This window comes from Rhodoferax koreense, assembly GCF_001955695.1.
In the GTDB taxonomy this organism is placed as follows: domain Bacteria; phylum Pseudomonadota; class Gammaproteobacteria; order Burkholderiales; family Burkholderiaceae_C; genus Rhodoferax_B; species Rhodoferax_B koreensis.
The window spans coordinates 2,486,759-2,511,258 of the sequence record NZ_CP019236.1 but is presented as its reverse complement, the minus strand read 5'-3'; the positions used below and the strand labels follow the sequence as shown (position 1 = coordinate 2,511,258).

The window sequence follows — 24,500 nt, the reverse complement described above, 5'->3', positions numbered from 1 at the left end:
GTCATCGCGATGCGCTCAGAGATCGGCCAGGTACAGCGCGGGCTCGCCGTCCCGGTCCGAGGTGTAGAGCACCTGCCGTTCATCGGGCGTGAACGAGGGATGGGGATGGGTGACCTGCCGGTTGCCTTTGTAGACCGCCCAGCTGCTGTCGTGCCGCGCGATGCGGCGCGTGGTGCCGGCCTTCAGGTCGAAGAGGTGCAGATAGGGGTCGCTTTCGATGCGGTGGCTGCCTGGGTCGGCCACGTCCACCGGCGTGTTCGCACCGTCGCCCACGAGCAGGCTGCCGTCGTGGTTGCTCATCAGATGCGAGCACGGCGGCATCTGCATGAGGCGGCGGTTCTCCAGCGTGACCGGGTCGAGCGAACAGATCCACCGCTCGCGCTGGCCCTGCAGGTAGGAGACGTAGACCATTGCCGAGCCATCTGGCACCCAGAATTCATGCGTGCAGCTCTCACCCGGCAGGTGTTCCTTCGCACAGCGCACATTGCGCCCGTCCTCGTCGACGAACCACATCCGCGCGTCCACCAGGTCGTGGTTGCCCTCGTGGCAGAAGGCCACGGTATGGTCGTCGAACGGCCGGTACTGCGGATGGCCGAGCCACAGGTTGTTCTCGTGCACCACGTCGCGCTCGCCGGTGCGCAGGTCGATGCGGATCAGCCGGCAGCGCGGCTTCGCATGGAACATCTCGCGAAACTTCTGCCAGTCGGTCAGCGGGAACCAGTCTGTTGCGGCGATTTCGATGCCCACCATCTTGGTGCAGGCGGTGTTGGCGACCCAGGTGCCATAACCTACCCAGTCCGGCGGCACGGTGTAGACCACCTCCTCCGCGAGCGTGTCGAGCGACAACCGGATCAACTGGCGTTCGGCACGCACGAAGTAGAGAAACCGATCGTCCGGGCTCAGGAAGCCGCCGAAGGTGTTTTCCTCGGCCTGGTCGGTCAACTGCACGGCAGTCTGCGAAGCCAGGTCCAGCAGGTGGTAGTTCCAGTGCGGACCGAACTGCCCGCCGAAAAGCAGCCGGGCACCGTCGTTCGTGAAACACTTCTGGTAGAAATAGGTGCGGTGACAGGTCACGTCCACAGGTGTCAGCCGCGTGACGCGCGCGCCGGTGTCGCGGTCATGGGTGCTGGCGAATTCGAACCGGCGGTTGGTGTGCTTGCTCATGCTGTCGGGAACTGTGATGCGAAATGGTGGTGCGAAACGATCGTGAACGGATGAATGGCTACTTGATGCGTTTGAGCAGGCTGTTGCCCTCGTCCAGCAGGCGACGCGCGGCCTCCTGGTCGCTGACCTTGCCGTAGGCGACCGCCTCGAACACCTCGCGCACGAATTTCTGGAAGCGCGCGTGTTCGAACAGCGGCGAAGGCAGGTCGATCTGTCCCGCATCCTTCTTGGCCTTGATCTGCAGGTGCGCCTTGAGCTCGATGCCCTGCAGCGTGTTGGCCTTGACCAGCGCGCGGAACTGGCTGTCCGCCGAAGGCACGCCGCGCGTGAGGCCCAGGATGGCGCCGGCCTCCGGATCGGTGGTCATGAAGTTCATGAACTTGGCCACCATCTCGGGGTTCCTGGTCTTCTTGCCACCGGCGAACATCAGCGAGGGCCGGCCGAAAATGCCCGAATTCCTGGCGCCTGGCAATGTGAGGAACTCGCCGATGTCCAGCTTCTGGTTCTTGTCGAGCGTGCTCGCGCGCAGGCCCAGCACCGAGTCCCAGGTGTAGTTGCCCGCCCAGTTGCCCACCACCCAGTCCTGCTGCTGCTCGGTGGGTTTCTCGGCGCCGCCCAGCCCCGTGCGCACGGGCAGCGGCACACCCACGTGGTTGCTCGAAAAGCGCTTGTACGCCTGGATCCATTCGAGCAGCGCGGCTTCGCTCATGGCCACGCTCGGGGCGCTGGGGTTGACGTACGGCGTGCCGAACTTCTGGTAGACGTAGCTGTGCGCCAGCAGCAGGGTGTCGTACGGGTCGATGTCGATCGCGTAACCGTTGTCGCCCACCTTCTTCTGGAACACCGGGCCCGCGGCCAGCAGGTCGTCCCAGGTCGCCGGCATGGCCAGGCCGACGCGCTCATAGGCGGCGCGGTTCCACACGAAGACCCGCGCCGTGTACGACACCGGCAGGGCGTTGAGCTTGCCGTTCACCGTGCCCATCTTGATGTCGTTGTCGGCGAACTGGTTCAGCGCGATGAGGCTGCGGTATTTGCCGAGGTCGAGGAAGCCTTCGCCTGTCTTGGAGAACTGCGACACCCAGGCCCAGTTGACCTGCATGATGTCGGGCTCGGAGCCGCCCGCGATCTGCGTCGACAGCCGCTCCAGATAGCCCTGGAAGCCCATGTACTCGGCCTTGATCTTCACGCCCGGGTTCTTCGCTTCGAAGGCGGCGATGGCCTTGAGCGTCGCGTCATGGCGGTTGCCGCCGCCCCACCACGAGAAACGCAGCGTGGTCGTGGGTTCCTGTGCGCGCACCAGCGCCGGGGACAAAGCGGTCATGGCCAATGCGGCGGTGGCCAGCAGGCCGTCTCTTCTTTTCATGGGGTCTCCTTGGGGGTCTGAAGGGGTGGATAGCGGGCGGCGGTCGTCAGAGCAGCAGGTTGGCGCCACTCTCGTTGTCGAAGGCGTGGCAAAGGCCCATCTGGAAGCCGAAGCCGTGCGGTTCGCCACGCGACTTGTCCTGCACGCCGCACAGCTGGTCGGCCGGAACGCGGCTTGTGAACGGCACGCCGCCGATGTCGAAGTGCACGAAGACTTCGCTGCCCATGTTCTCCACCAGGCGCAGCGTGCCTTGCACCAGCGTGACCGGTGCATCCTTCGACATGCCCGCGGTGATCTGCTCGGGGCGGATGCCGAGCCTGACCGTCTTGCCCAGGTGCGGCCGCAGCTTGCTGACCTTGGCCTCCGGTACGGGCAAGGTCGCGCCGCCCACCAGCAACGCCACGCCCGTGCCATGGCTGACGACGGTGGCCTCGCGCAGGTTCATCTCGGGCGATCCGATGAAGCCCGCGACGAACGCATTGGCGGGCCGCTCATAAAGCGCCGTCGGCGAATCGACTTGCTGGATCGTGCCTTCCTTCAGCACGCAGATGCGCTCGCCCATGGTCATGGCCTCGGTCTGGTCGTGGGTCACGTAGACCACGGTGGACGGGTGGCCCTTTTCGCGCAGCGTGCTGTGCAGCTCGGTGATGCGCACGCGCATCGAGGCACGCAGCTTGGCGTCCAGGTTGGACAGGGGTTCGTCGAACAGGAAGACCTCGGGCTTCTTCACGATCGCGCGGCCCACGGCCACACGCTGAGCCTGTCCGCCGGTGAGTTGCTTGGGATAGCGATCGAGCAGCTTCTCCAGCTCCAGCAATCGCGCGGCCTCCTTTACCCGGGCATCGACTTCGCCCTTCTTGAGGCCCGACAGCTTCAGGCCGAAGGCCAGGTTGTCATAGACCTTCATGTGGGGATACAGCGCGTAGTTCTGGAACACCATGGCGATGCCACGCTGCTTGGGCGCGAGGTTGTTCACCACCTTCCTGCCGATGTGCAGTTCGCCGCCGCTGATGGTCTCCAAGCCCGCGATCATGCGCAGCACCGTGCTCTTGGCGCAGCCGGAGGGGCCGACGAACACCATGAATTCGCCGTCTCGGATGTCCAGATCGATGCCGTGCACCGCCTTGAAGCCGTTGGGATAGATCTTCTCGATTTTCTTGAGGCTGAGTTGTGCCATTCTTGTCTCCGATTAACCTTTGATGCCGCTGGAAGAGGCACCCTCGATGAAATGGCGCTGGGCCAGGAAAAACACGACGATGGAAGGCACGAGCGCGACCACCGAGATGGCGATGACGCTGGCCCATTCGACTTCCTCGGTGGCGCCGATGCTCATCTTCAAGGCAAGGGAGACCGGGTATTTCTCCACTGACGAGAGGTAGATGAGGGGCCCCATGAAGTCGTTCATGGTCCAGATGAACTGGAACACGACCACCGAGATGATGGCGGGCTTGAGCAGCGGCACGATGATGTACCAGAGCAACTGCACCGGGTTGCAGCCGTCGATCTGCGCGGCCTCCTCCATGTCGCGTGGTATGCCGCGCAGGAACTGCACCAGCAGGAACACGAAGAAGGTGTCGGTGGCGAAGGCCGAGGGCACGATCAGCGGCAGGTAGGTATCGAGCCAGCCGAGCTCCTTGAACATCAGGTACTGCGGCAGCCGCAGGATGATGGTGGGCAGCATCATCGTGCCGACCATGATGCCGAACAGGATCTTCTTGCCATGGAACTCGAAGCGCGCGAAGGCGTAGGCCACCAACACGCAGGAGATCACGGTGACGATGATGCGCGGAATGATGATGGCGAAGGAGTTCAGGAAGTAGGTGGCGAAGGTGTACTCCGACGTGGTCTTCCAGCCCTTGGCATAGGAGCCGAGGTTGAACTTCGAAGGCCAGAAGCCGATCTCGGTGAAGATCTCGGAGTTCGACTTGAAGGACGAGCCCACCAGCCACAGCATCGGGTACAGCATCACCAGGAACACCGCGCCCAACAGCACGTAGCGGATGGCCGCGTTGATGCGTTCGCGGCGAACGGTCCGGCGTGCCTCGTGGTCGGACACCACGGCGCCCGCGGTATTCAGGATCGCGCTCATTTCTTGTCCTTTTCGCCGGAATAGAAAACCCAGTACTTCGAGCTCCAGAAGGAGATCGCGCTCAGCGACACCACCATCGCGAACATCACCCACGACAGCGCGCTGCCGTAGCCCAGGTTGAAGAAGCGGAAGCTCTGGTCGTAGATGTAGAGCGACAGCAGATAGGTGGAATGCAGCGGGCCGCCCTCGGTGACCATGTAGGGACCGTTGAATTCCTGGAAGGCGTTCACCGTCTGCATGATCAGGTTGAAGAAGATCACCGGCGTGATCAGCGGGATCGTGATGCGCAGGAACTGCTGCCATTTCGAGGCGCCGTCGATCTCGGCCGCCTCGTACAGCGAGGTCGGCACGTTCTGCAGCGCCGCGAGAAAGATCACCATCGCCGAGCCGAACTGCCAGACGTTGAGCAGCACGATGGTCCACATCGCGTAGTGCTCGTCGGCCAGCCACTGGATCGGCTCGATGCCGATCCGCGACAGCGCCATGTTCACCAGGCCGTTCTGCGAGAAGATGAAGCGCCACAGCACCGACACCGCGATCGAGCCGCCCAGGATGGACGGCAGGTAATACGCCGAGCGGAAGAAGTTGATGCCGCGCAGCTTGAAGTTCAGCACGTGGGCAATGAACAGCGCAAACGCCAGGCGCAGCGGCACGGTCAGCGCCACGAAGGCCAGCGTCACGCTGAGCGACTTGTGGAACAGCGGGTCGGCCACCAACTCCTTGTAGTTTTCCAGGCCGATGTATTCGGGCGGGTTGATGATGTCGTACTGGGTCAGGCTCAGGGCCAGGCTCATGACGAAGGGAAATAGCTTGAAGCCGAGCACTCCCAGGAAAAAGGGAAGCACGAATATGAAGCCGATCTTCTTGTTCTCGTACATGCGAGGAACTCCGGTGAAACGGGCGTGGGGCCCGGCATGGGATGCCTGCCCGCACACAGGCGCGGACAGGTTGTCTCCGGCGCCCAAGCGCGCCTGGTTTTTTCGTTCTGGAGGCCGTGCGCCCTAGCGGGCGAGCCAGCCGCCGTCGACAGCCACGGTGTAGCCGTTGACGTAGTCGGACGCGCTGGAGGCGAGGAACACCACCGGGCCACCCAGATCTTCCGGCGTACCCCAGCGGCCTGCGGGAATGCGCTCCAGGATCGAAGAATTGCGGCCCTCGTCGGCACGCAACGCGGCGGTGTTGTTGGTCGCCATGTACCCCGGCGCGATCGCGTTGACGTTGATGCCGCGCGCCGCCCACTCGTTGGCCATCAGGCGAGTCACGCCGACCACCGCGCTCTTGGAGGCCGTGTACGACGGCACCCGCACGCCCCCCTGGAACGACAGCATCGAGGCCACGTTGATGATCTTGCCGCCCGTGCCCTGCGCGACGAACTGGCGCGCCACGGCCTGCGAGAAGAAGAACACCGCCTTGGCGTTGATGCTCATCACGTCGTCCCAGTCCTTCTCGCTGAACTTCAGCGCATCCTCGCGGCGGATGATGCCGGCGTTGTTGACCAGGATGTCGATCTGCCCGGAGACGGAGACGGCCTTCTTCACCAGGCCTTCGATGCAGCCGGTGTCGGCGAGGTTGGCGCGCAGGTCGAGGAAGTTGCGGCCGAGCGCCTGCACCTGCCGGATGGTTTCGGCGGGCTCCACCACGTTGACGCCGACGATGTCGGCGCCGGCCTGGGCGAGCGCCCGCGCCATGCCCTGGCCGAGGCCCGTGTCGCAACCGGTGACGATGGCGACCTTGCCGCCGAGATTGAATTGATCGAGGATCATGAAGGTGATTTCCTTGCCTGGTGGGGGGCCTGTCAGCGCAGCGCCGTCATCGGTACGTGGTCCATGTCCTTGAAGACCTGGTTCTCGCCCACCATGCCCCAGATGAACGTGTAGGCCTGCGTGCCCACGCCCGAGTGCAGCGACCAACTCGGACTGATCACGGCCTGCTCGTTGCGCACCACGATGTGGCGGGTCTCCTGCGGCTGGCCCATCATGTGGAACACCACGCCGTTGGTGTCCATGCCGAAATAGAAGTACACCTCCATGCGCCGCTCATGCGTGTGACAGGGCATGGTGTTCCACAGGCTGCCCTCCTCGAGCTGGGTCATGCCCATCAGCAACTGACAGGTGGGCAGCACGTCGGGCACGATGAACTTGTGGATCGTGCGGCGGTTGCTGCTGCGGGCGTCGCCGAGGGTCTCGGGCGAGGCTTCGGCCAGCGTGATCTTCCTGTGCGGATAGGCGGTGTGCGCGGGCGCCGAGTTGAAGTAGAGCTTGGCCGGCTGGGTGGCATCCACGCTGAGGAACTCGATCTCCTTGGCACCCTGGCCGATGTACAGCGCCTCGCGCGCCGCCACCTCGAAACGCCGGCCATCGACCCGCACCACGGCGTCGCCGCCGATGTTGATCAGGCCCAGCTCGCGCCGCTGCAGGAAAAAGTCGGTTCCGGTGTGCCGGCCGAGCGCGGTGGCGAAGGTCACCGGTTTGGACACCGGCATGACGCCGCCGACGATGATCCGGTCGATGTGGCTGTAGGTCAGCGTAACGGTGTCGGGCACGAAGATGCCTTCGACCAGGAACTGCTGGCGCAAGCCGGCGGTGTCCAGCGTTCGCGCATGGTCGCTGTGGATGGGTTGGCGGATTTCCATGGGTCTCCTGTTGATGATGGATCTCTGGTCTGTCTTTCGTATACGACGTGGCCGCACGCATACTTAAAATTAGCAACACAAATTAATGAACCGTCGTTTCATTTATTTAGGTTAGGCGATATAGTACACAAAAACCAGGTTCCAAACCGATTTTTTGAATACGAAACAACAAGCTACATTTTTTGTGCACGAAGGGGGAGACCATGAGCACCTATTACGATGACGCCGCCACGCCCTGGACCGAACTGGGCGGCGGCATCCGCCGCAAGATCGTTGGCCACACGCCGCACCTGATGTCCGTGCTGGTGCAGTTCGATCGCCATGCGGTCGGCGTACCCCATGCCCACGACGCGCATGACCAGATCGCCTACGTGGTGGCCGGCGCGTTCGAGGTCGAGGTGGCCGGTGTCAAACGCACGCTGCGCGCGGGTGACGCCTTTCTCGCCCCGCGGCACCACACGCATGGCGTGATCGCGCTCGAGGCCGGCAGCACGCTGCTCGACCAGTTCTCTCCGCGCCGCGACGACTACCTTTGACCCCCCAGGGTGCGGCCGCACCGCGGTTGCGCCCTGCCCCCGATCCCTGACGGCGTTGCCCGCCGCCGGGTGCTGCTGACGCACCTGCCGTGCGCCCAGCCTGTTTCTGCACGCCCTTCGCAGCGTTTCCCTCAACCCTTTGCTCCGGCCTCGCCATGCCATCGAGGTGGCCGCTGGAGCACCCGCGTCGAAGGCACCGCACGAGCGGGCCTTCGTGCGCCCCACTGGAGACACGATGAAAAGACTCAAAACCGCGTTCCTGCCGGCTTCTGCGGTGCTGCTGGCCACCAGCGCACTCGCCCAGTCCTCGTTGACGCTGTCGGGCCGGGTCGACCTCGGCCTGCTGCACGCGCCAACCGACCTGGCGAAAGGCACCGACAGCAGCAACCAGGTTGCCGAAAGCTCGAACGGCCGGCTCAACCTTTCCGGACGGGAAGACCTGGGCAGCGGGCTCAGCGCCTTCTTCATGATGGAGGCACGCTTCAACGCCGACACCGGCGCCATCACCGACCAGGCGGCCTTCTTCAAGGACAAGTCCTGGGTCGGCCTGGCCAGCAAGGACTGGGGCGAAGTGAAGATGGGCCGCCTGCACTCGCCGCAGTACGGCATCGGCACGGCCGGGCGCTACGAGGCCTTCATCGGCGACAGCTACGCCTCGATGGGTACGCGCGGCGCGCGCTCGGCGAACCAGTGGAACAACTCGGTCTACTACACGACGCCCACCGTGGGCGGCTTCCATGCCGGTGTGATCAAGCGCTTCGGCGAAGGCGTCTCGGCCAACGGCGTCGGTGGCCATCTGGTCTATGCCGACGGGCCGCTGTCGCTGGCCTATTCCTACCAGAAGGAACAGGACACCACGATCCCGACGATCTTCAGCGCCATCAAGACCCACACCCTGGGCGGCTTCTACGACTTCGGCGTGGTGAAGTTCGTCGGCACCTACGCGCGCTCCAGCGGCGTGAACACGGCCCACACCGGCTCCGAGGTAGTCTGGACGGCGGGCGCGCGCGTGCCCCTGGGGCCGGGAGAGTTCCGCACGTCGTACCGCGTGATGGACGACACCAACCGCAAGGCCACCGGCGACGCCTCGGGCGACCAGGACTCCCGGCGCTTTTCCGTCGGCTATGCCTGGTACCTGAGCAAGCTGACGTCGATCAACCTCTCGCTGGTGCGTGAACGGCAGAAGCGCTATTCCGCCAGCGGCGCAACCACTGTCGACAACGCCGGCAATGGCGCCGAAGCGGCGCTGCGCGTGATGTTCTAGAGGCGGGCCTTCGCGTCATTGGCAACGGCGGTCGCCCAAGCCGCCGTTGCTACGCATTTCATAGCTCATCACGCAGGCAGTACCTGCGCAAACTGCCGATTTCTTTAAGAATCTTTCACTCGATTCCGAGGTCCAGTTTCGACACCAGTGCGCGGCTGTGGTCATTCATGCCGAGAACCTCCACCTTGCTGCCATGTTTGCGCAGCCGCTGGCAGATCTTGTCCAGCGCCGTGACCGCGGTGATGTCCCAGAAATGCGCCTGGCTCAGGTCGATGGTGACAAGCCTGCCCTCCACCTCACGCACGTCGAAAGCGTCGACCAGCAGGTCCGCGGAAGCAAAGAAGACCTGTCCTGAAATCCGGTAGGTCAGCGTTTCATCCCCCGTCCGCGTGACGGTCAGCAGTCGTGAGACCTTGAACGTGAAGAACACCCCGCTGAGCACGACGCCGACGGCCACACCGGCGGCCAGGTTGTCCGTCGCGACCGTCACGGCGACGGTGGCCAGCATGACCAGGCTGGAAAGCTTGGGGTGCCGCAGCATCGCCCTGGCGGAGCCCCAATCCAGGGTCGATGCAGACACCATCACCATGATCGCCACCAGCGCGGCCACCGGCACCTGCGCCACCCAGGGCTTCAGCAGCACCATCAGCACCAGCAGGAAAGCGCCCGCGAACAGGGTCGACAACCGGCCTCGGCCGCCGTAGCGCACATTGCTCACGGTCTGGCCGATCATGCCGCAGCCGGCGATGCCGCCGAACAGGCTGGCCGCGACATTGGCCAGGCCGAGGCCGCTGCACTCCCGGTTCTTGGCGCTGGGTGTGTCGGTCAGTTCGTCCACCACGCTGGCCGTCATCAGCGACTCGAGCAGCCCGACCATCGCAATGGCAAAGGCCGGAAGCGCGACGAGCCGCAGCGTTTCCATCGAAAACGGAACGGACGGCAAGGCGAAAGCCGGCAAGGCATCGGGCAGCAAGCCCAGGTCGGCCACCGTCTTCAACGGCAGTTGCAACCACCGGCCCACGAGCGTCAGCACCACGATGCAGACCAGGGGCGAAGGCACGGCGGTGGTGATCCGAGGCAGTCCATAGATGACCACCAGCCCCAGCGCGACCATCACCCAGGTGGCGCCGTTGGCCCCGATGAGGTGCGGCATCTGTGCGGAGAAAATCAGGATCGCCAGCGCGTTGACGAAGCCGGTGCGCACCGAGCCCGACACGAAGCGCAGCAGAACGCCGAGCTTGAGCCAACCGAACAGGATCTGCATCGCGCCCGCCAGCAAACCGGCCGCGAACAGATACGGCACGCCGTGCGCCTGCACCAGTGGCGCCGCCACCAAGGCGACCGAGCCTGCCGCGGCCGAAACCATGGCCGGCCTTCCTCCGGCGAAGGCGATCACGATGCTGATGACGAAGGACGCAAACAGCCCCACGGCTGGGTCGACCCCGGCGACGAAAGAAAAGGCGATGACTTCGGGGATGAGGGCGAAGGTGGCCACGGCGCCGGCCATGAGTTCGCGCGGAATGCTCGGCGCCCATTGGGCCCGAAAGAAATGCAGATGTTTGGACATGGGAAAGCGAGCCCTGCAGGGCGCTTGAAAAAGCGTGAACGTACGGGTCATGGCACTTTCCATGCCCAGGAAAAGCGGCGTTCGTGCTCTTTTTAAGGCGGCGTCAGGCGGGAGCAGCCAGACTGCCGGCTGCAGGCGTCCCGCGCGATGCGGGCGAGCGTAAAGCTTTGGAAGCGCGCCACCCTGCCTGTGCCGCAGGCAAGGTCCGGATGGCTGCGGCTACACAAGGTCATGCGCCGAATTGTAACGAGGCCCGGCGGCAGGCCGCCGCGCGGGACCTCGCCATCTCGGCATCAGGCGCCGACGTAGGCCGTCTTCACCGTGGTGAAGAACTCCTGCGCATAACGGCCCTGCTCGCGCGAGCCGAAGCTCGAGCCCTTGCGGCCGCCGAACGGCACGTGGTAGTCCACGCCGGCGGTCGGCAGGTTGACCATCACCATGCCGGCCTGGCTGTGGCGCTTGAAGTGGGCCGCGTACTTGAGGCTGGTGGTGGCGATGCCGGCGGACAGGCCGAACGGCGTGTTGTTCGACTCGGCCAGCGCCTCTTCGTAACCCTTCACGCGGATGATGCTGGCCACGGGGCCGAACACCTCCTCGCGGTTGATGCGCATCTCGGCGGTGGTGTCGGTCAGCAGCGCGGGCTGCATGTAGAAACCGTCGGTGGCGAGCTTCAGGCGGTCGCCGCCGGCCACCAGCGTGGCGCCTTCCTTCTGGCCGATGGCCACGTAGTCCAGATCCTGCTCAAGCTGCGACAGCGAGGACACCGGGCCGATGTCGATGCCGGCGGCCAGCGCGTCGCCGATCTTCAGCGTGGCCATGCGGGCCTTCACGGCTTCGACGAACTGGGCGTAGATGCCGTCGGTGACGATCAGGCGGCTCGAGGCCGTGCAGCGCTGGCCGGTCGAGAAGAACGCGCTCTGCACGCTGAGCTCCACGGCCTGCTTCAGGTCGGCGTCGTCCAGGATGATCTGCGGGTTCTTGCCGCCCATCTCGAGCTGCACCTTCTTCAGGTTCACCGCGCATTGCTGGGCGATGCGTGCGCCCACGCTTTGCGAGCCGGTGAAGCTGATGGCGTCGATGCCGGGGTGGTTGACCAGCGGGTCGCCGATCACCGAGCCGCGGCCCATCACCAGGTTGAACACGCCCGCGGGAATGCCGCTGCGGCTGATGATGTCGGCCAGCGCCCAGGCGCATCCGGGCACGAGGTCGGCGGGCTTCAACACCACGCAGTTGCCGTAGGCCAGGGCCGGGGCGATCTTCCACGAGGGAATGGCGATGGGGAAGTTCCACGGCGTGATCAGGCCGATCACACCCACGGGTTCGCGCGTGATCTCGACCGTGACGCCCGAGCGCACCGAAGGCACGACTTCACCGGTCAGGCGCAGGCATTCGCCGGCGAAGAACTTGAAGATGTTGCCGGCGCGCGTGACTTCGCCAATGCCTTCGGGCTTGGTCTTGCCTTCTTCCCGGGCCAGCAGCGTGCCGAGCTCTTCGCGGCGCGCCAGGATTTCGGTGCCGATCTTGTCCAGCGCGTCGTGGCGCGCCTGGATGTTGCCGGTAGACCAGGCGGGGAACGCAGCACGCGCGGCGGCCACGGCGGCGTCGAGCTGGGCCGCGTCGGCCTGGGTGTAGTCGCCGATCACGTCGGCCAGGTTCGAGGGATTGACGTTGGGCGCGTACTTGGCGCCGGCAACCCATTCGCCGTTGATCAGGTTGTCGAATTTTTGCGTGGTCATGTTGGGGTGTCCTGGTTGGGGGGAAGGCACGGGAAGTGAAGCGATGGTAGCGCAACCATCAAACGCCTTCGTCCCCGCCCTCCCCAAAGGGCTGGCGGGGACGCATCGGCGAGCGGTCAGCCCTGCGCTTACTGCGGGCCGAGCTTCTTGATCAGCGCGGCCAGTTCTTCCATCTCGTTGGGCTTGAGGTCGGTCAACGGCGCGCGCACCGGGCCGCCATCATGGCCGACGATCTTCGCGCCGGCCTTGATGATGCTCACGCCGTAGCCTTCGACGCGGTTGCGGATGTTGAGGTAAGGCATGAAGAATTCCTTGAGCAGCTTGTGCTGCGTCGGCAGGTCGTCGGCGGCCACGGCCTTGTAGAAGTCCATCGCGGTCTTCGGGATGAAGTTGAACACGGCCGACGAATACACCGGCGTGCCCAGCGCCTTGTAGGCGGCGGCATAGACCTCGGCCGTGGGCAGGCCGCCCAGGTAGGCGAAGCGGTCGCCCATCTTCATGAAGATGGAGGACATGGTCTCGATGTTGCCCACGCCGTCCTTGAAGCCGACCAGGTTGGGGCAGCGCTCGGCCAGGATGGCCAGGGAGTTGGGCGTGAGCTTGGTGCGGTCACGGTTGTAGACGATGACGCCGAACTTCACGCTCTTGCAGACCTGTGCCACGTGCTCGATCAGGCCTTCCTGGCCGGCTTCGGTCAGGTAGTGCGGCAGCAGCAGGATGCCGTGGGCGCCCAGGCGCTCGGCTTCCTGCGCGTGGGCGATGGCGGTGCGGGTCGGGCCGCCGGCGCCGGCAATGATCGGCACCTTGCCGCGGCAGGTGTCCACGGCGGTCTTGATGACCTGGCTGTATTCCGCGCCGGCCAGCGAGAAGTATTCGCCCGTGCCGCCGGCGGCGAACAGCGCGCTCGCGCCGTAGGGCGCCAGCCATTCCAGGCGTTCGATGTAGGTCTTCGGACGGAATTCGCCCTGTTCGTCGAAGTCGGTGATGGGGAAGGACAGCAGGCCGGAGCCCATGATGGATTTGAGTTCTTGAGGATTCATGGTTTGCTAACGGATGAAATGGATGAAGGGTGGGTGGAAGAACGGAAGGCATGCGCCTCGCTTGTGGCGAAGCGCCGCCTTCAGTCGAGTTTGATGTTGGCGTCGGTCACGACTTTCGCCCAGCGCGCTCGTTCGCGGTTGAAAAACTGGTCCTGCTCGGCAGCCTGCATCGTCACGACCTCGGCGCCCTGCCCCGTGAGGCGCGAGCGGATGTCGGCGCTGCGCACGATCTTGATGAGTTCGGCATTGAGCCGGGCGACGATGGCCGGCGCCGTGCCGTTGGCCACCAGCACGCCCTGCCAGGTGCCGGATTCGAAATCGGCCAGCCCCTGCTCGGCCAGCGTGGGCACGTCGCCGACCAGCGGCATGCGTGTCTTCTTGGAAATCGCCAGCACCTTGAGCTTGCCGCTCTGCACGTGCGGCAGCGTGGCGAGCATGCCGTTCATGAGCACCTGCGTCTGGCCGCCCATCGTGTCCTGGATGGCCTGCACACCGCCCTTGTAGGGCACATAGACCCACTTGGCGCCGCTGGCGCGCTCCACGGCCACGCCGGCCAGGTGCGGCGCGCTGCCCATGGCGGTCACCGCGAAGTTGAGGTCTGTCGTCTTCGACAGGGCCACCAGTTCCTTGAAGGTGTTGGCCTTGACCGACGGATGCACCACTAGCATGTGCGGCGAATAGGCCAGCATGGTCACACCGCGCAGGTCCTTGCTCGGGTCGAACGGCAGCTTGGTGTAGACCGAAGGGCTGATGGCCAGCGCGCCCACGTCGCACAGCAGCAGCGTATGACCATCGGGGGCGGACTTGGCGACGAAATCCGCACCGAGGTTGCCGTTGGCACCGGCGCGGTTTTCCACGAGCACCGTCTGTTTGAGCGCTTCGGCCAGCGGTTGGCTGATCGCGCGGGCGATGATGTCCGACGAACCGCCGGGCGGGTACGGCACGATCAGCTTGATGGGTTTGCTGGGCCAGGCCTGGGCCATGGCCGGCATGCCGGTGGCGGCCAGCGCGCCCGAGGCCAGCAGCATCTTCCTGCGATTCAGTGTCATGGTATTTCTCCTGGTGCCGGTTACTTGAACAGATTGGGAAGCCACAGCGAGAACGCGGGCACATAAGTCACGAGCATCAGGCAGGCGGTCAGTGCGCCATAGAAGGGCAGGATCGATTTCATCACCTGCCCGACCGATATCTCGCCGATGGCGCAGCCCACGAATTGCGTGACCCCCACCGGGGGCGTGTTCAGGCCGAGCGCGCAGTTGATCAGCATCACGATACCGAACTGCACCGGGTCCATGCCGAACTGCGCCGCGATCGGCAGGAAGATCGGCGTGCAGATCAGGATGGTGGCGGCCATGTCCAGGAAAGTGCCCAGCACGAACAGCAGCACGTTGATCATCAGGAAGATCACCCACGGCGTGGCGGAAACCGAGGTCATCAGCGCGCCGGTCTTCTGCGGCACCTCATACAGCGCCATGAAGTAGCCGAAGGCCGAGGAGATGCCGATCAGCAGCAGCACGACGCCGGTCGTCTTGCAGGCTTTGGCACAGGCCTTGAGGAAGTGCTGCCACGACAGCGAGCGGTACACCAGCACCGTGACGATCAGCGCCCACAGCACGGCCGTGGCGGCCGACTCGGTGGCGGTGAAGACACCGGACAGGATGCCCGCCAGGATGATCACCACGATCAGCAGGCCGGGCAGCGAACCCAGGAAGGCCTTGAAGACTTCCTTCCAGCCCGGGAACTTGCCGCGCGTGGGGTAGCCGCGCTTCACCGCCACGTAGTACGCGGCGATGAGGTTGCAGATGGTGAGGATCAGCGCCGGAATCACGCCGGCCAGGATCAGGCTGAACACGCTGACGGAGGCGATGCCGGTGGTGGCCAGCGCGAAGATGATCAGGTTGTGCGAGGTCGGCATCAGCGCGCCCACCAACGCCGCGTGGGTGGTCACGTTGACGGCGTAGTCGGCGTCGTAGCCTTCCTTCTTCATCAGCGGGATCATCACCGAGCCCATCGCCGACACGTCGGCCAGCGGCGAGCCGGCGACGCCGCCGAACAAGGTGCAGCCGATCACGTTGCTCATGCCCAGGCCGCCGCGCACGTGGCCGACCAGGCTGTTGGCGAAGCGCACGATGCGGTCGGCGATGCCGCCGTAGAGCATCAGTTCGCCGGCGAACACGAAGAACGGGATCGCCAGGAACGAGAACACCTGCATGCCGCCGACCATCTTCTGGAAGACGATGGCGATGGGCATGCCCGAGAACAGCACGGTGCAGACCGAAGCCAGCCCGATCGAGAAGGCCACCGGCACCCCTAGCACCAGCAGCAGCGCGAAACTCAAAGAGAGAACAGTCAATTCCATGGTGATTACTTTCGGACGGTACCAGTCAGTACCAGGATGGAACGACGTCTTCCCCGCGCACGAGCGCCAGGATGTGTTCGATGGAGAACAGCACGATCAACACGCCGGCGATCACCAGCGACAGATAGTCGATGCCCACGGGCAGGTGCAGCATGGGATCGAGCTCGTCCCACTTCAGGCGGGTCCACAGGATGCCGCTCTGGACCATGATGCCGCCGAACAGCGCCACCAGCAGGTGGATCAGGATCTCCAGCTTCAGCCGCATGGCCTCGGGCAGCAGCGACACCAGCGACTCCAGGCCGATGTGGCCGGCATCGCGCACGCCCACGGCCACGCCGAGCGCCGTGACGTACAGCACCAGCTGCAGCGCCAGCGCCTCGGCCCAGGTCGGCGTGTCGTTGAAGACATAACGGCCGATCACCTGGACCTGGACGCTGACGATGATGCCGAGCAGGCCGAAGATCGCCAGCACCAGGCTGGTCTTGCTCAGCAGGCCGCACAGGCGCGAGTAGAAATGGCGAGCCGGCGGGCGCTCGTGCTCGGGGTCGACGCCTGGCGCGACCGGGCTCAGGGCCGCGGTCGAGGCGGCGGACGAAGCCGAGGTGTAGGGTGCACTCATGGGATTCCTGGAAACGACGCGCGAAGCCCGGCCGGCCGATATCGGGATACCGGCCGGGGCTTCATGCCGCCATGGGTCTTACTTGGTATCCTGAACGGCCTTCACCAGGCGCTGCAGGTCGGGCGTGGTGATGAACTTGGCGTACACCGGCGCCATCGCGGTCTTGAACGAGGCCTTGTCCACGTCGGTCACGATCTGCGCGCCGGCCTTGGTCACGATGTCCAGCGCCTTGGCTTCCTGTTCATCCCACTTCTGGCGCTGGAACGTCACCGATTCCTTGGCCGCGGCGCGGAACATGGCCTGGTCGGCCGGCGACAGCTTGTCGAAGATGGCCTTGGACATGACCAGCATCTCCGGCGCCATCGAGTGCTCGGTGCGCGAATACACCTTCACCGCCTCGTAGTGCTGGAAACCCTCGTACGAAGGAATGTTGTTCTCCGCGGCGTCGATCAGGCCGGTCTTCAGCGCCGTCAGGACTTCGCCGGTGGGCATCGGCGTGGCGTTCGCGCCCATCGCGCCAACCAGCGACACCCACAGCTCGGACTGCTGCACGCGGATCTTCAGGCCCTTGGCGTCGGCGATGCTGCGCACCGGCTTCTTGGCGTAGATCGAGCGCGCGCCGCTGTCGTAGAACGCCAGCCCAACCAGGCCCTGGCTCTCGCAGCCCTTGAGGATTTCCTCGCCGATCGGGCCGTCGAGCGACTTGCGCATGTGGGCGATCGAGTCGAACAGGAACGGCATGGTCGGCACCAGGCTCTTGGGGCAGATGGAGTTCAGCGAGCTGATGTTGACGCGGTTCAATTCGAGCGCACCGATCTTCACCTGGTCCAGCGTTTCCTTTTCCGAACCCAGCGCGCTCTTGTTGAACACCTTGATCGAATACTTGCCGCCGCTCTGCTTGGCCAGCACCTGGCTCATGTGCTTGACCGCGGCCACGGTGGGATATTCATCGCTGTTGTGCACGTCGGCCGAGCGGAACTCGACGGCGTGGGCCGAAACGCACAGGCCGGCGAGCAGGCTGGCCGCGACGGCAACCGAGCGGAAAGAAGAACGGCGGATGGATTGCATGGTTTGTCTCCTGAAAGGATGTTGGAAAAATGGAAAGCTGAAAGAGAACCGGGAAAACAACTACTTCGGGAACCGCGAAAACACCGGCTCGGGCAAGCCCCGTACACCCGGCTTCAGGGCGAACACCGCCCCGTTGAGCCCCGGCGCATCCGCGGCCACCGTGGCCGGCAGGATGGACGTGACGTACAACACATCGAGATCGGCGCCGCCGAAGGCACACATCGCGGGCTTGGCCACCGGCACGTCGAGCGAAGCCACGAGGCGGCCGCTCGGGTCGAAGCGGTGCACCTTGCCGGCGTCGTTGCCACAGATCCAGTAATGGCCCTCGGCGTCCACGGCCGCACCGTCGGGCCGGCCGGGCAGTGACGTCATGTCGACAAACTCGCGGGGATTGGCCAGCGTGGCCGCCGCGCCGTCGAAATCGAAAGCCCAGATGCGTTGCACGCTGGGGTGCGAATCCGAGAGGTACGCGGTCCGACCGTCGGGGCTGAAACCCAGCCCGTTGGGCGTGATGAGGGCCTCGACCTTGGGCGCGCTCAGGCCGTTCTCATCGAGGCAATACAGCGCGCCCAGCGGCGAGGCCAGCCCCATGTTCATGACCATCGTGCCGATCCAGAAACGGCCCTGCGCGTCGCAGCGGCCGTCGTTGAAGCGCATGCCCGGCGCGGGGTGCACGATCTTTGCCAGGCAGCGCAGCGCGACCTCGGACGACGGCAGCAGCGTGACTGCGTACACCCCCGTCTCCATGGCGGCGATGAGCTCGTCGCCGCCCGCCTTCGCGCTGAGGGCGATGCAGCCCACGCGCTCGGGCACGCGCCAGCTCTGCAGCGTCTCGCTGGCTGGATCCCAGCGGCGGATCAGCTGGCCTTCGATGTCGACCCAGTACAGCGCCTGGCTGCGCACGTCCCAGACCGGGGACTCACCGACGCGATCCCGGCTCGTGCCGACGGTGGGAACAGCGTTCATTTAATACGGACCCTGCACGACGAAGCCGCCACCGTGGGTGGTGTGCGCGGGGTTGTTCAGGTCGGGCGCCGCGGTCTGCGCGTAGATTTCCTCGCGGAACTGGTCGGAGCTGTCCTGCGGCACGTAGCCCACATGCTTGGCGCCGCTGTTGTCCCACCAGGTCACGGCGTTGTTGGACATGCCGAAGATGATGCTGTGGTTCAGCACCGGCGTGGTGAGGCAGGCGGTGATCAGGCGGTGCAGGTCGCCGTAGCTCAGCCAGGTGGCGAGCATGCGGCGATCGACCGGCTTGGGGAACGAGGAGCCGATGCGCACGCAGGCGGTTTCGATGCCATAACGCTCGAAGTAGAACTTCGACAGATCCTCGCCGAAGGCCTTGCTCACGCCGTAGAAACTGTCGGGCCGCGGCGGTGCGTCGATGCCGATGGTCTCACCCTGGCTGTAGTAGCCCACCACGTGGTTGGAGCTGGCGAACACGATGCGCTTCACGCCGTGCTTGCGCGCGGCTTCGTACAGATGGAACAGGCCGAGGATGTTGGCCTGCACGATGGGCAGATAGGGGCCATCGACCGACACGCCGCCCAGGTGGACGATGGCGTCCACGCCCTGCACCATCGCATCGACCGCGTCAGCGTCGGCCAGATCGGCCAGCATCACTTCCTCACCCGCACGGGCCGGACCGAAGTCGGCCCTGTCGGACAGCCGCAGCGTGGTGCAGTTCTGCTTCAGGCTTTCGCGCAGCACCTTGCCCAGGCCACCGGCAGCACCGGTGAGGAGGATTTTTTCGTGCAGTTTGATGGTCATTTCTTGTTCTCTCGGAATGGCTTGCAAAGACGGTTCGCTGGCAACAGCGCACGTACAGGCAGCGTGCCCTGGCTTCGACTGTTGCAATAGTTATATGTTGTCTGATGACTGTTAATTTTCCAAATTACCGCTTTCGGTGTCAAGCGCTTTGTGGTCAAACGAGGGCAAACCCTAGGCCGAAATCATGACTTCTCGCCCTTGACAACCCCTGAATTACGCCAACTTCACCCAGAAATTCCCGGCGAATTTGCATCGACGCACTTTCCACTAGGGTTAACCCTTTAAGCTTTGCGGCGATTTCAGTTGTAGGATGACTGATGAAGAAACGATGCGCCGTGAAGGCGCAATTTTTTTCATCCCTATCGCTCACCAATCCATACATAACAGGAGCAAACATGAAAAACCCCAGCCGCATCCTCTTGAGCCTCGTCGCGGCCGCAGCCTTCTGCGCCGTCAGCGGCCAGGCATACGCCCGCAACTTCCGCTCCGCGGACGTGCATTCCAAGGACTTCCCCACCAACATGGCAGTGAAGTTCATGGGCGACGAACTCAGCAAGGAAACCGGAGGCAAGGACAACATCAAGGTGTTCGGCGACAGCGCGCTGGGCTCCGAGAAGGACACGGTCGAACAGGTCAAGATCGGCGCCATCGACATGGTGCGCGTGAGCCTGGCCTCGTTCAACGGCATCGTCCCCGAGTCGATGATTCCTTCGTTCCCGTTCATCTTCCGTGACCTGGCCCACTTCCGCAAAGCCATCTACGGCGCCGAAGGCGACAAGATCCTGGCCGCGTTCGACAAGGCGGGCTTCGTCGGCCTGGCGATGTACGAGAGCGGTTCGCGTTCGATGTACGCCAAGAAGCCGATCAAGACCGTGGCCGACATGAAGGGCCTGAAGATCCGCGTGCAGCCGTCCGACCTGGCCGTGGCCATGGTCACGGCCATGGGCGCCTCGCCCGCGCCGATGCCGATGGCCGAGGTCTACTCCGGCCTGAAGACCGGCCTGGTGGACGCCGCCGAAAACAACATTCCCTCGTACGAGGAAGCCAAGCACTACGAGTCGGCCGGCGTGTTCTCCGAAACCATGCACGTGATGACGCCGGAAGTGGTGGTGTTTTCCAAGAAGGTGTGGGACACGCTGACACCGGCCGAGCAGGTCGCGCTGCGCAAGTCGGCGAAGGCGTCGGTGGCTTATTACGTCACGCTGTGGGACGCCAAGGAGAAGGAAGCGAAAGCGGCGGTGCTGAAGGGCGGCGCCAAGATCGTTCCGGCCTCGGAAATCGACAAGGCCAGCTTCGTGACCGCGGAGAAACCGGTCTGGGACAAGTTCGCCACCACGCCTGAACTCAAGGCGCTGGTGCAAGAGGTCGTCAACGTCAAGTAAGACGGTTTCACCGCCGTCCAGCAGTCCACCGCTTGCGTGGCCCGGGCTCCTGCCGCGGGCCACGCAAGCCATGCTGCGTGGCGATGTCACAGCGAGAAGCAAGCTCCATGGACCTCTTCAATTCAATCAACGCGCGGCTGTCCGAGTGGGCCCTGCGCGCCGCCAGCGTCTGCCTGGCCGCACTGGGCATCGTCGTGATCTACGGCGTGGTCATGCGCTACGCCTTCAATGACGCGCCGCCGTATGTCGAGCAGGTCGCCCTGCTGCTGGTGATCTCGGTGGCGATGTTCGGCGCCGCCGCAGGCGTGCACGACGCCGGGCACATCGGCCTGGACTCGGTGGTCAAGCTGCTGCCGGCCAAGGGCCAGTTCTGGTGCCTGTTCGTGGTGGAACTGCTGACCATCGCATTTGCCGCCATCGTGCTGTGGGGCTGCGAGCACATGGCCACGTCCACGCGCCACGACACCATCCCCACGCTGGGCATCTCCGAAGCCTGGCGCTACGTGCCGCCGATGATCGCGGGCGTCCTCATCATCCTCTTCTCCGTCAAGCACATGCTGGCGCTATTCACCAAGAAGGCTGCCGCCTGATCATGGAACTCGCCGTACTTTCCCTGAGCTTCGTGCTCTTCCTCGCGCTCGGCGTGCCGGTGGCTTTCGCCATCGGCCTGAGCTGCCTGGCCACCTTCGCGGTCGAAGGCCTGCCGCTGGCCACCGCCATGCAGATGATGGTCTCGGGCATGAACGTGTTTTCGTTCCTGGCCATTCCGTTTTTCATCTTCTCCGGTGAACTGATGCTGCACGGCGGCATCGCCGACAAGATCCTCGACTTCGCGCGCAGCATGGTCGGCCACATGAAGGGCGGGCTGGGCCTGGCCAACGTGATGGCCAGCACGCTGTTCGGCGGGGTTTCGGGCTCGCCGATCGCCGACACCTCGGCCATGGGCGGCGTGATGATCCCGATCATGAAGCGCGAAGGCTACAGCGCCGACTACGCCGTGAACGTGACCACGCACGCCTCGCTCACCGGCGCGTTGATGCCGACCTCGCACAACATGATCATCTACGCCTTCGCGGCCCAGGCCGCAGCCGGCACCATCGATGGCCACGTGATCCGCGGCGTGTCGATCGGCGACCTGATGTTCGCCGGCCTGGTCCCGGTGTTCTGGATCATGGTCTGCATGCTGATCGCCGCCTACTGGCAAGCCGTGCGCAACGGCTTCCCCAAGCGCGCGGATGGTTCGTCCATGCTCGAACGTTTCCCCGGCTGGAAGGCCGTGCTCACGACCTTCATCGCCGCCATTCCAGGCTTGATGGTGATCGTGGTGATCCTGGGCTGCGTGATGGGCGGCGTGACCACGGCGACGGAGGCCGCCGCGATCGCGGTGGCCTATTCGCTGTTCCTGACGGCCGTGATCTACCGCACCATGAGCAAGGACAAGCTGATCAAGTCGCTGAAGAAGGCCTCCAAGACGACCGGCGTGATCCTGCTGCTGATCGGCGTGTCGAACATGCTGCGCTGGCAGATGGCCTACCTGGAGATTCCGGACGCGATCGAAGCCGCGCTGCTGCACGCCACGCAGACACCATGGTTGATGCTGCTGTACATCAACATCATCCAGATCTTCCTGGGCATCTTCCTGGACATGGCCGCGCACATCCTCATCACCACCCCGCTGTTCCTGCCGCTGGCCATGCAGATGGGTGTGGGCCCGGTGCAGTTCGGCATGATGCTGCTGCTCAACTGCGCCCTCGGCCTGGTGCATCCACCCGTGGGGACCGTTCAGTTCGTCGGGTGCGCGATCGGCGACATATCGATCGGCGAGGCCACCAAGACCGCGTGGCCATACTATCTGGCCATCTGGATCGCGATCAATCTCGTCACCTACGTGCCGGCCTTCTCGACCTGGCTGCCGTCGATCATCACCGGCCATCCGGTGTTCTAGTCGGCCCACCGGTACAGGCACGAAGTCCCAGCATGGCCACCCCGCCGGCTGGGACTTTTCAATTTCCGGGCGCCTTGCATCTGGACATTTGCGTTGCCTTTGCTAAAGTAAACGGCTACTGGACACATCAGTCGTACGTCGTCATATAAGAAAAACCGTCATTTCGAGACTCACACCCGATGGAATCCAGAACCCCTCACACGCCAGCCTCGTCCGGTACACCGACTGTGGCGACGCCGCCACCGGCCGCCAGCGACGGCCTCGCGCAGCGTGCACGCCGTCCGCGCGGCCTGGTCTCGGAAATCGTCGACCACCTCGCCTCGAGCATCCGCCAGGGCCAGCTGAACCAGGGCGACAAGCTGCCTACCGAGGCGGAGATCATGGCCCGTTTCGACGTCAGCCGCACGGTGGTGCGCGAAGCCATCTCCAAGTTGCAGGCATCCGGCCTCGTCGAGACGCGGCACGGCATCGGCACCTTCGTGATCGCCCCACCCGAGGCCGGCAACTTCAAGATCGCCCCCGAGGACTTCGCCACCGTGGCCGACGTCATCGCCCTGCTCGAACTGCGCATCAGCCTCGAGACCGAAGCCGCCGGCCTGGCCGCACAACGCCGCACGGACGCCAATCTGCAGCAGCTCGAACTCGCGCTCAAGGGTTTCCAGGATGCCATCCTGAACGACCAAGACGCGGTGCCGTCCGACTTCCAGTTCCACATGGAGGTCGCGCGCTCCACCGGCAACCAGCATTTCGCCGACCTCATGACCTACCTGGGCACGATGATCATTCCGCGCACCCGGGTCAACACGCTGCAAAACGCCCCCGAGGGCCGGCTCGCCTACCTGCAACGCGTGCACGGCGAACACGAGAGCATCTTCGCCGCGATCCGCCAGCAGGACTCGGAATCCGCGCGCGCCGCGATGCGCACCCACCTGTCCAACAGCCGCGAGCGGCTGCGCAAGAGCCAGTCGCCCGAGACCGCGCTGAAGGACTGACGCCCAGTCCCGAAGAACCGCGCGATGGACCGGGCCGTCCAGGGTTTTCCCTGGAGAAAATTGGTGGCATTGGTTGTACGATGACTGATCAATGTGGCACTAAAGGCCTCCGCCTTCGGTGCCGTCCTGCGAATTCGTCTTTCGCAATCTCCCTTTGTTGAAGAAAGTTCAGGCCATGGAAGACATCAAAGGCAAGGTCGCGCTCGTCACCGGCGCCAGTACCGGCATCGGCGCCGCCGTGGCCAAGGCACTGGGCGCACGCGGCGCCAAGGTCGTGGTGCATTACAACCAGTCGGAAGCCCCGGCCCAGGCCGTGGTGGCCGAGATCAAGGCCGCCGGCGGCCACGCCGTGGCGGTCCAGGCCGATGTGCGCGACAGCGCGGCCATCACCGCCTGCGTGGCGGCCAGCGTGCAGGCCTTCGGCCGCATCGACATCCTGGTGAACAACGCCGGCAGCCTCGTCAAGCGCGCGCCGATCGCCGAATTCACCGACGCGCTGTTCGACGAGATCCTGCACATCAACGCCCGCTCGGTGCTGGCGTTCTGCCGCGAGGTGGTGCCGCAGATGCGCGCCCAGGGCGGCGGCGGCAACATCATCAACGTGACCTCCGTGGCCGCGCGCAACGGTGGCGGCCCCGGCGCCTACCTCTACGCCGGCGCCAAGGGTTTCGTGAGCACGGCCACCCACGGCCTGGCCAAGGAACTGGCGCCCGATCGCATCCGCGTGAATGCGGTCGCACCGGGTGTGATCCTCACGCCGTTCCAGGACCGTTTCTCGACGCCGCAGATGCTCGAGACCTTCAAGAACAGCATCCCGATGGGGCGGCTCGGCACGAGCGAGGAATGCGTGGGTGCGTTCCTGTTCCTGGCGTCGGAGCAGCTCTCGGGCTATGTCACCGGCCAGATCATCGAAGTCAACGGCGGCCAATACATGCCTTGAATAGGCACACCCCAGGTTGCGTGCACTTCGTGTC

General features: G+C 64.6%; 24 protein-coding genes. 7 read left to right on the top strand and 17 right to left on the bottom strand.

The window, feature by feature from the left end; all coding sequences use genetic code 11:
* Positions 1-15 precede the first annotated feature (15 nt).
* From RD110_RS11900 to kduI, 7 genes are all read right to left on the bottom strand, one after another.
* Positions 16-1,164 carry an oligogalacturonate lyase family protein gene (locus tag RD110_RS11900; RefSeq protein ID WP_076199694.1) on the bottom strand — a complete coding sequence of 383 codons (1,149 nt, stop codon included), beginning with the start codon at positions 1,162-1,164 and terminating at the stop codon, positions 16-18.
* Positions 1,165-1,222: 58 nt separating this feature from the next.
* Positions 1,223-2,527 (bottom strand): ABC transporter substrate-binding protein, encoded by a 1,305-nt coding sequence (locus tag RD110_RS11895; protein ID WP_083686230.1) that lies wholly within the window; start codon positions 2,525-2,527, stop codon positions 1,223-1,225.
* Positions 2,528-2,573: 46 nt separating this feature from the next.
* Complete coding sequence (locus RD110_RS11890; protein ID WP_076199692.1) at positions 2,574-3,704, bottom strand: ABC transporter ATP-binding protein; 1,131 nt, start codon at positions 3,702-3,704, stop codon at positions 2,574-2,576.
* A 12-nt stretch (positions 3,705-3,716) separates the two neighbouring features.
* A complete protein-coding gene (locus tag RD110_RS11885) occupies positions 3,717-4,616 on the bottom strand; it encodes a carbohydrate ABC transporter permease (protein ID WP_076199691.1) in 900 nt (299 codons plus the stop codon).
* Positions 4,613-5,494 carry a carbohydrate ABC transporter permease gene (locus tag RD110_RS11880; RefSeq protein WP_076199690.1) on the bottom strand — a complete coding sequence of 294 codons (882 nt, stop codon included), beginning with the start codon at positions 5,492-5,494 and terminating at the stop codon, positions 4,613-4,615. Before RD110_RS11880 ends, RD110_RS11885 begins: the two co-directional genes overlap by 4 nt.
* A gap of 123 nt (positions 5,495-5,617) precedes the next feature.
* Entirely contained in the window at positions 5,618-6,379 is a 762-nt protein-coding gene (kduD, locus tag RD110_RS11875) for a 2-dehydro-3-deoxy-D-gluconate 5-dehydrogenase KduD (RefSeq protein ID WP_076199689.1), read from the bottom strand.
* Positions 6,380-6,411: 32 nt separating this feature from the next.
* A complete protein-coding gene (gene kduI, locus RD110_RS11870) occupies positions 6,412-7,248 on the bottom strand; it encodes a 5-dehydro-4-deoxy-D-glucuronate isomerase (RefSeq protein WP_076199688.1) in 837 nt (278 codons plus the stop codon).
* Between the two features lie 203 nt (positions 7,249-7,451).
* On the opposite strand from kduI, the gene RD110_RS11865 reads away from it, so the two are divergent.
* Together RD110_RS11865 and RD110_RS11860 are read left to right on the top strand one after the other, a co-directional pair.
* Complete coding sequence (locus RD110_RS11865) at positions 7,452-7,784, top strand: cupin domain-containing protein (protein ID WP_076199687.1); 333 nt, start codon at positions 7,452-7,454, stop codon at positions 7,782-7,784.
* Between the two features lie 235 nt (positions 7,785-8,019).
* Positions 8,020-9,048 carry a porin gene (locus RD110_RS11860; RefSeq protein WP_076199686.1) on the top strand — a complete coding sequence of 343 codons (1,029 nt, stop codon included), beginning with the start codon at positions 8,020-8,022 and terminating at the stop codon, positions 9,046-9,048.
* A 115-nt stretch (positions 9,049-9,163) separates the two neighbouring features.
* On the opposite strand, the gene RD110_RS11855 is transcribed toward RD110_RS11860, so the two are convergent.
* The 10 genes from RD110_RS11855 to RD110_RS27975 form a co-directional block, all read right to left on the bottom strand.
* On the bottom strand, positions 9,164-10,615 hold the full coding sequence (locus tag RD110_RS11855; RefSeq protein WP_204250056.1) for a SulP family inorganic anion transporter: 1,452 nt from the start codon (positions 10,613-10,615) through the stop codon (positions 9,164-9,166).
* Between the two features lie 293 nt (positions 10,616-10,908).
* Positions 10,909-12,351 (bottom strand): aldehyde dehydrogenase family protein, encoded by a 1,443-nt coding sequence (locus tag RD110_RS11850; protein ID WP_076199685.1) that lies wholly within the window; start codon positions 12,349-12,351, stop codon positions 10,909-10,911.
* A 128-nt stretch (positions 12,352-12,479) separates the two neighbouring features.
* On the bottom strand, positions 12,480-13,391 hold the full coding sequence (gene kdgD, locus RD110_RS11845; protein WP_076199684.1) for a 5-dehydro-4-deoxyglucarate dehydratase: 912 nt from the start codon (positions 13,389-13,391) through the stop codon (positions 12,480-12,482).
* Positions 13,392-13,471: 80 nt separating this feature from the next.
* Positions 13,472-14,440, bottom strand: a complete 969-nt coding sequence (locus RD110_RS11840; RefSeq protein ID WP_076199683.1) for a Bug family tripartite tricarboxylate transporter substrate binding protein — start codon at positions 14,438-14,440, stop codon at positions 13,472-13,474.
* A 20-nt stretch (positions 14,441-14,460) separates the two neighbouring features.
* On the bottom strand, positions 14,461-15,750 hold the full coding sequence (locus RD110_RS11835) for a TRAP transporter large permease (protein WP_076199682.1): 1,290 nt from the start codon (positions 15,748-15,750) through the stop codon (positions 14,461-14,463).
* A gap of 25 nt (positions 15,751-15,775) precedes the next feature.
* Positions 15,776-16,369, bottom strand: coding sequence for a TRAP transporter small permease (locus RD110_RS11830; protein ID WP_083686228.1), 594 nt, complete (start codon positions 16,367-16,369; stop codon positions 15,776-15,778).
* A 78-nt stretch (positions 16,370-16,447) separates the two neighbouring features.
* Entirely contained in the window at positions 16,448-17,437 is a 990-nt protein-coding gene (locus tag RD110_RS11825) for a TRAP transporter substrate-binding protein (protein ID WP_076199681.1), read from the bottom strand.
* Between the two features lie 60 nt (positions 17,438-17,497).
* Complete coding sequence (locus RD110_RS11820; protein ID WP_076199680.1) at positions 17,498-18,403, bottom strand: SMP-30/gluconolactonase/LRE family protein; 906 nt, start codon at positions 18,401-18,403, stop codon at positions 17,498-17,500.
* Positions 18,404-19,207, bottom strand: coding sequence for an NAD-dependent epimerase/dehydratase family protein (locus tag RD110_RS11815; protein ID WP_076199679.1), 804 nt, complete (start codon positions 19,205-19,207; stop codon positions 18,404-18,406).
* A 154-nt stretch (positions 19,208-19,361) separates the two neighbouring features.
* Positions 19,362-19,604 (bottom strand): hypothetical protein, encoded by a 243-nt coding sequence (locus tag RD110_RS27975; RefSeq protein ID WP_157900163.1) that lies wholly within the window; start codon positions 19,602-19,604, stop codon positions 19,362-19,364.
* On the opposite strand from RD110_RS27975, the gene RD110_RS11810 reads away from it, so the two are divergent.
* From RD110_RS11810 to RD110_RS11790, 5 genes are all read left to right on the top strand, one after another.
* Positions 19,603-20,589 carry a TRAP transporter substrate-binding protein gene (locus tag RD110_RS11810; protein WP_076199678.1) on the top strand — a complete coding sequence of 329 codons (987 nt, stop codon included), beginning with the start codon at positions 19,603-19,605 and terminating at the stop codon, positions 20,587-20,589. The genes RD110_RS27975 and RD110_RS11810 overlap by 2 nt on opposite strands.
* A gap of 107 nt (positions 20,590-20,696) precedes the next feature.
* Positions 20,697-21,179 carry a TRAP transporter small permease gene (locus RD110_RS11805; RefSeq protein ID WP_076199677.1) on the top strand — a complete coding sequence of 161 codons (483 nt, stop codon included), beginning with the start codon at positions 20,697-20,699 and terminating at the stop codon, positions 21,177-21,179.
* Between the two features lie 2 nt (positions 21,180-21,181).
* Complete coding sequence (locus tag RD110_RS11800; RefSeq protein WP_076199676.1) at positions 21,182-22,534, top strand: TRAP transporter large permease; 1,353 nt, start codon at positions 21,182-21,184, stop codon at positions 22,532-22,534.
* A gap of 179 nt (positions 22,535-22,713) precedes the next feature.
* Positions 22,714-23,526 carry a FadR/GntR family transcriptional regulator gene (locus RD110_RS11795; protein WP_083686227.1) on the top strand — a complete coding sequence of 271 codons (813 nt, stop codon included), beginning with the start codon at positions 22,714-22,716 and terminating at the stop codon, positions 23,524-23,526.
* A gap of 175 nt (positions 23,527-23,701) precedes the next feature.
* On the top strand, positions 23,702-24,466 hold the full coding sequence (locus RD110_RS11790; protein ID WP_076199674.1) for an SDR family NAD(P)-dependent oxidoreductase: 765 nt from the start codon (positions 23,702-23,704) through the stop codon (positions 24,464-24,466).
* Positions 24,467-24,500 lie beyond the last annotated feature (34 nt).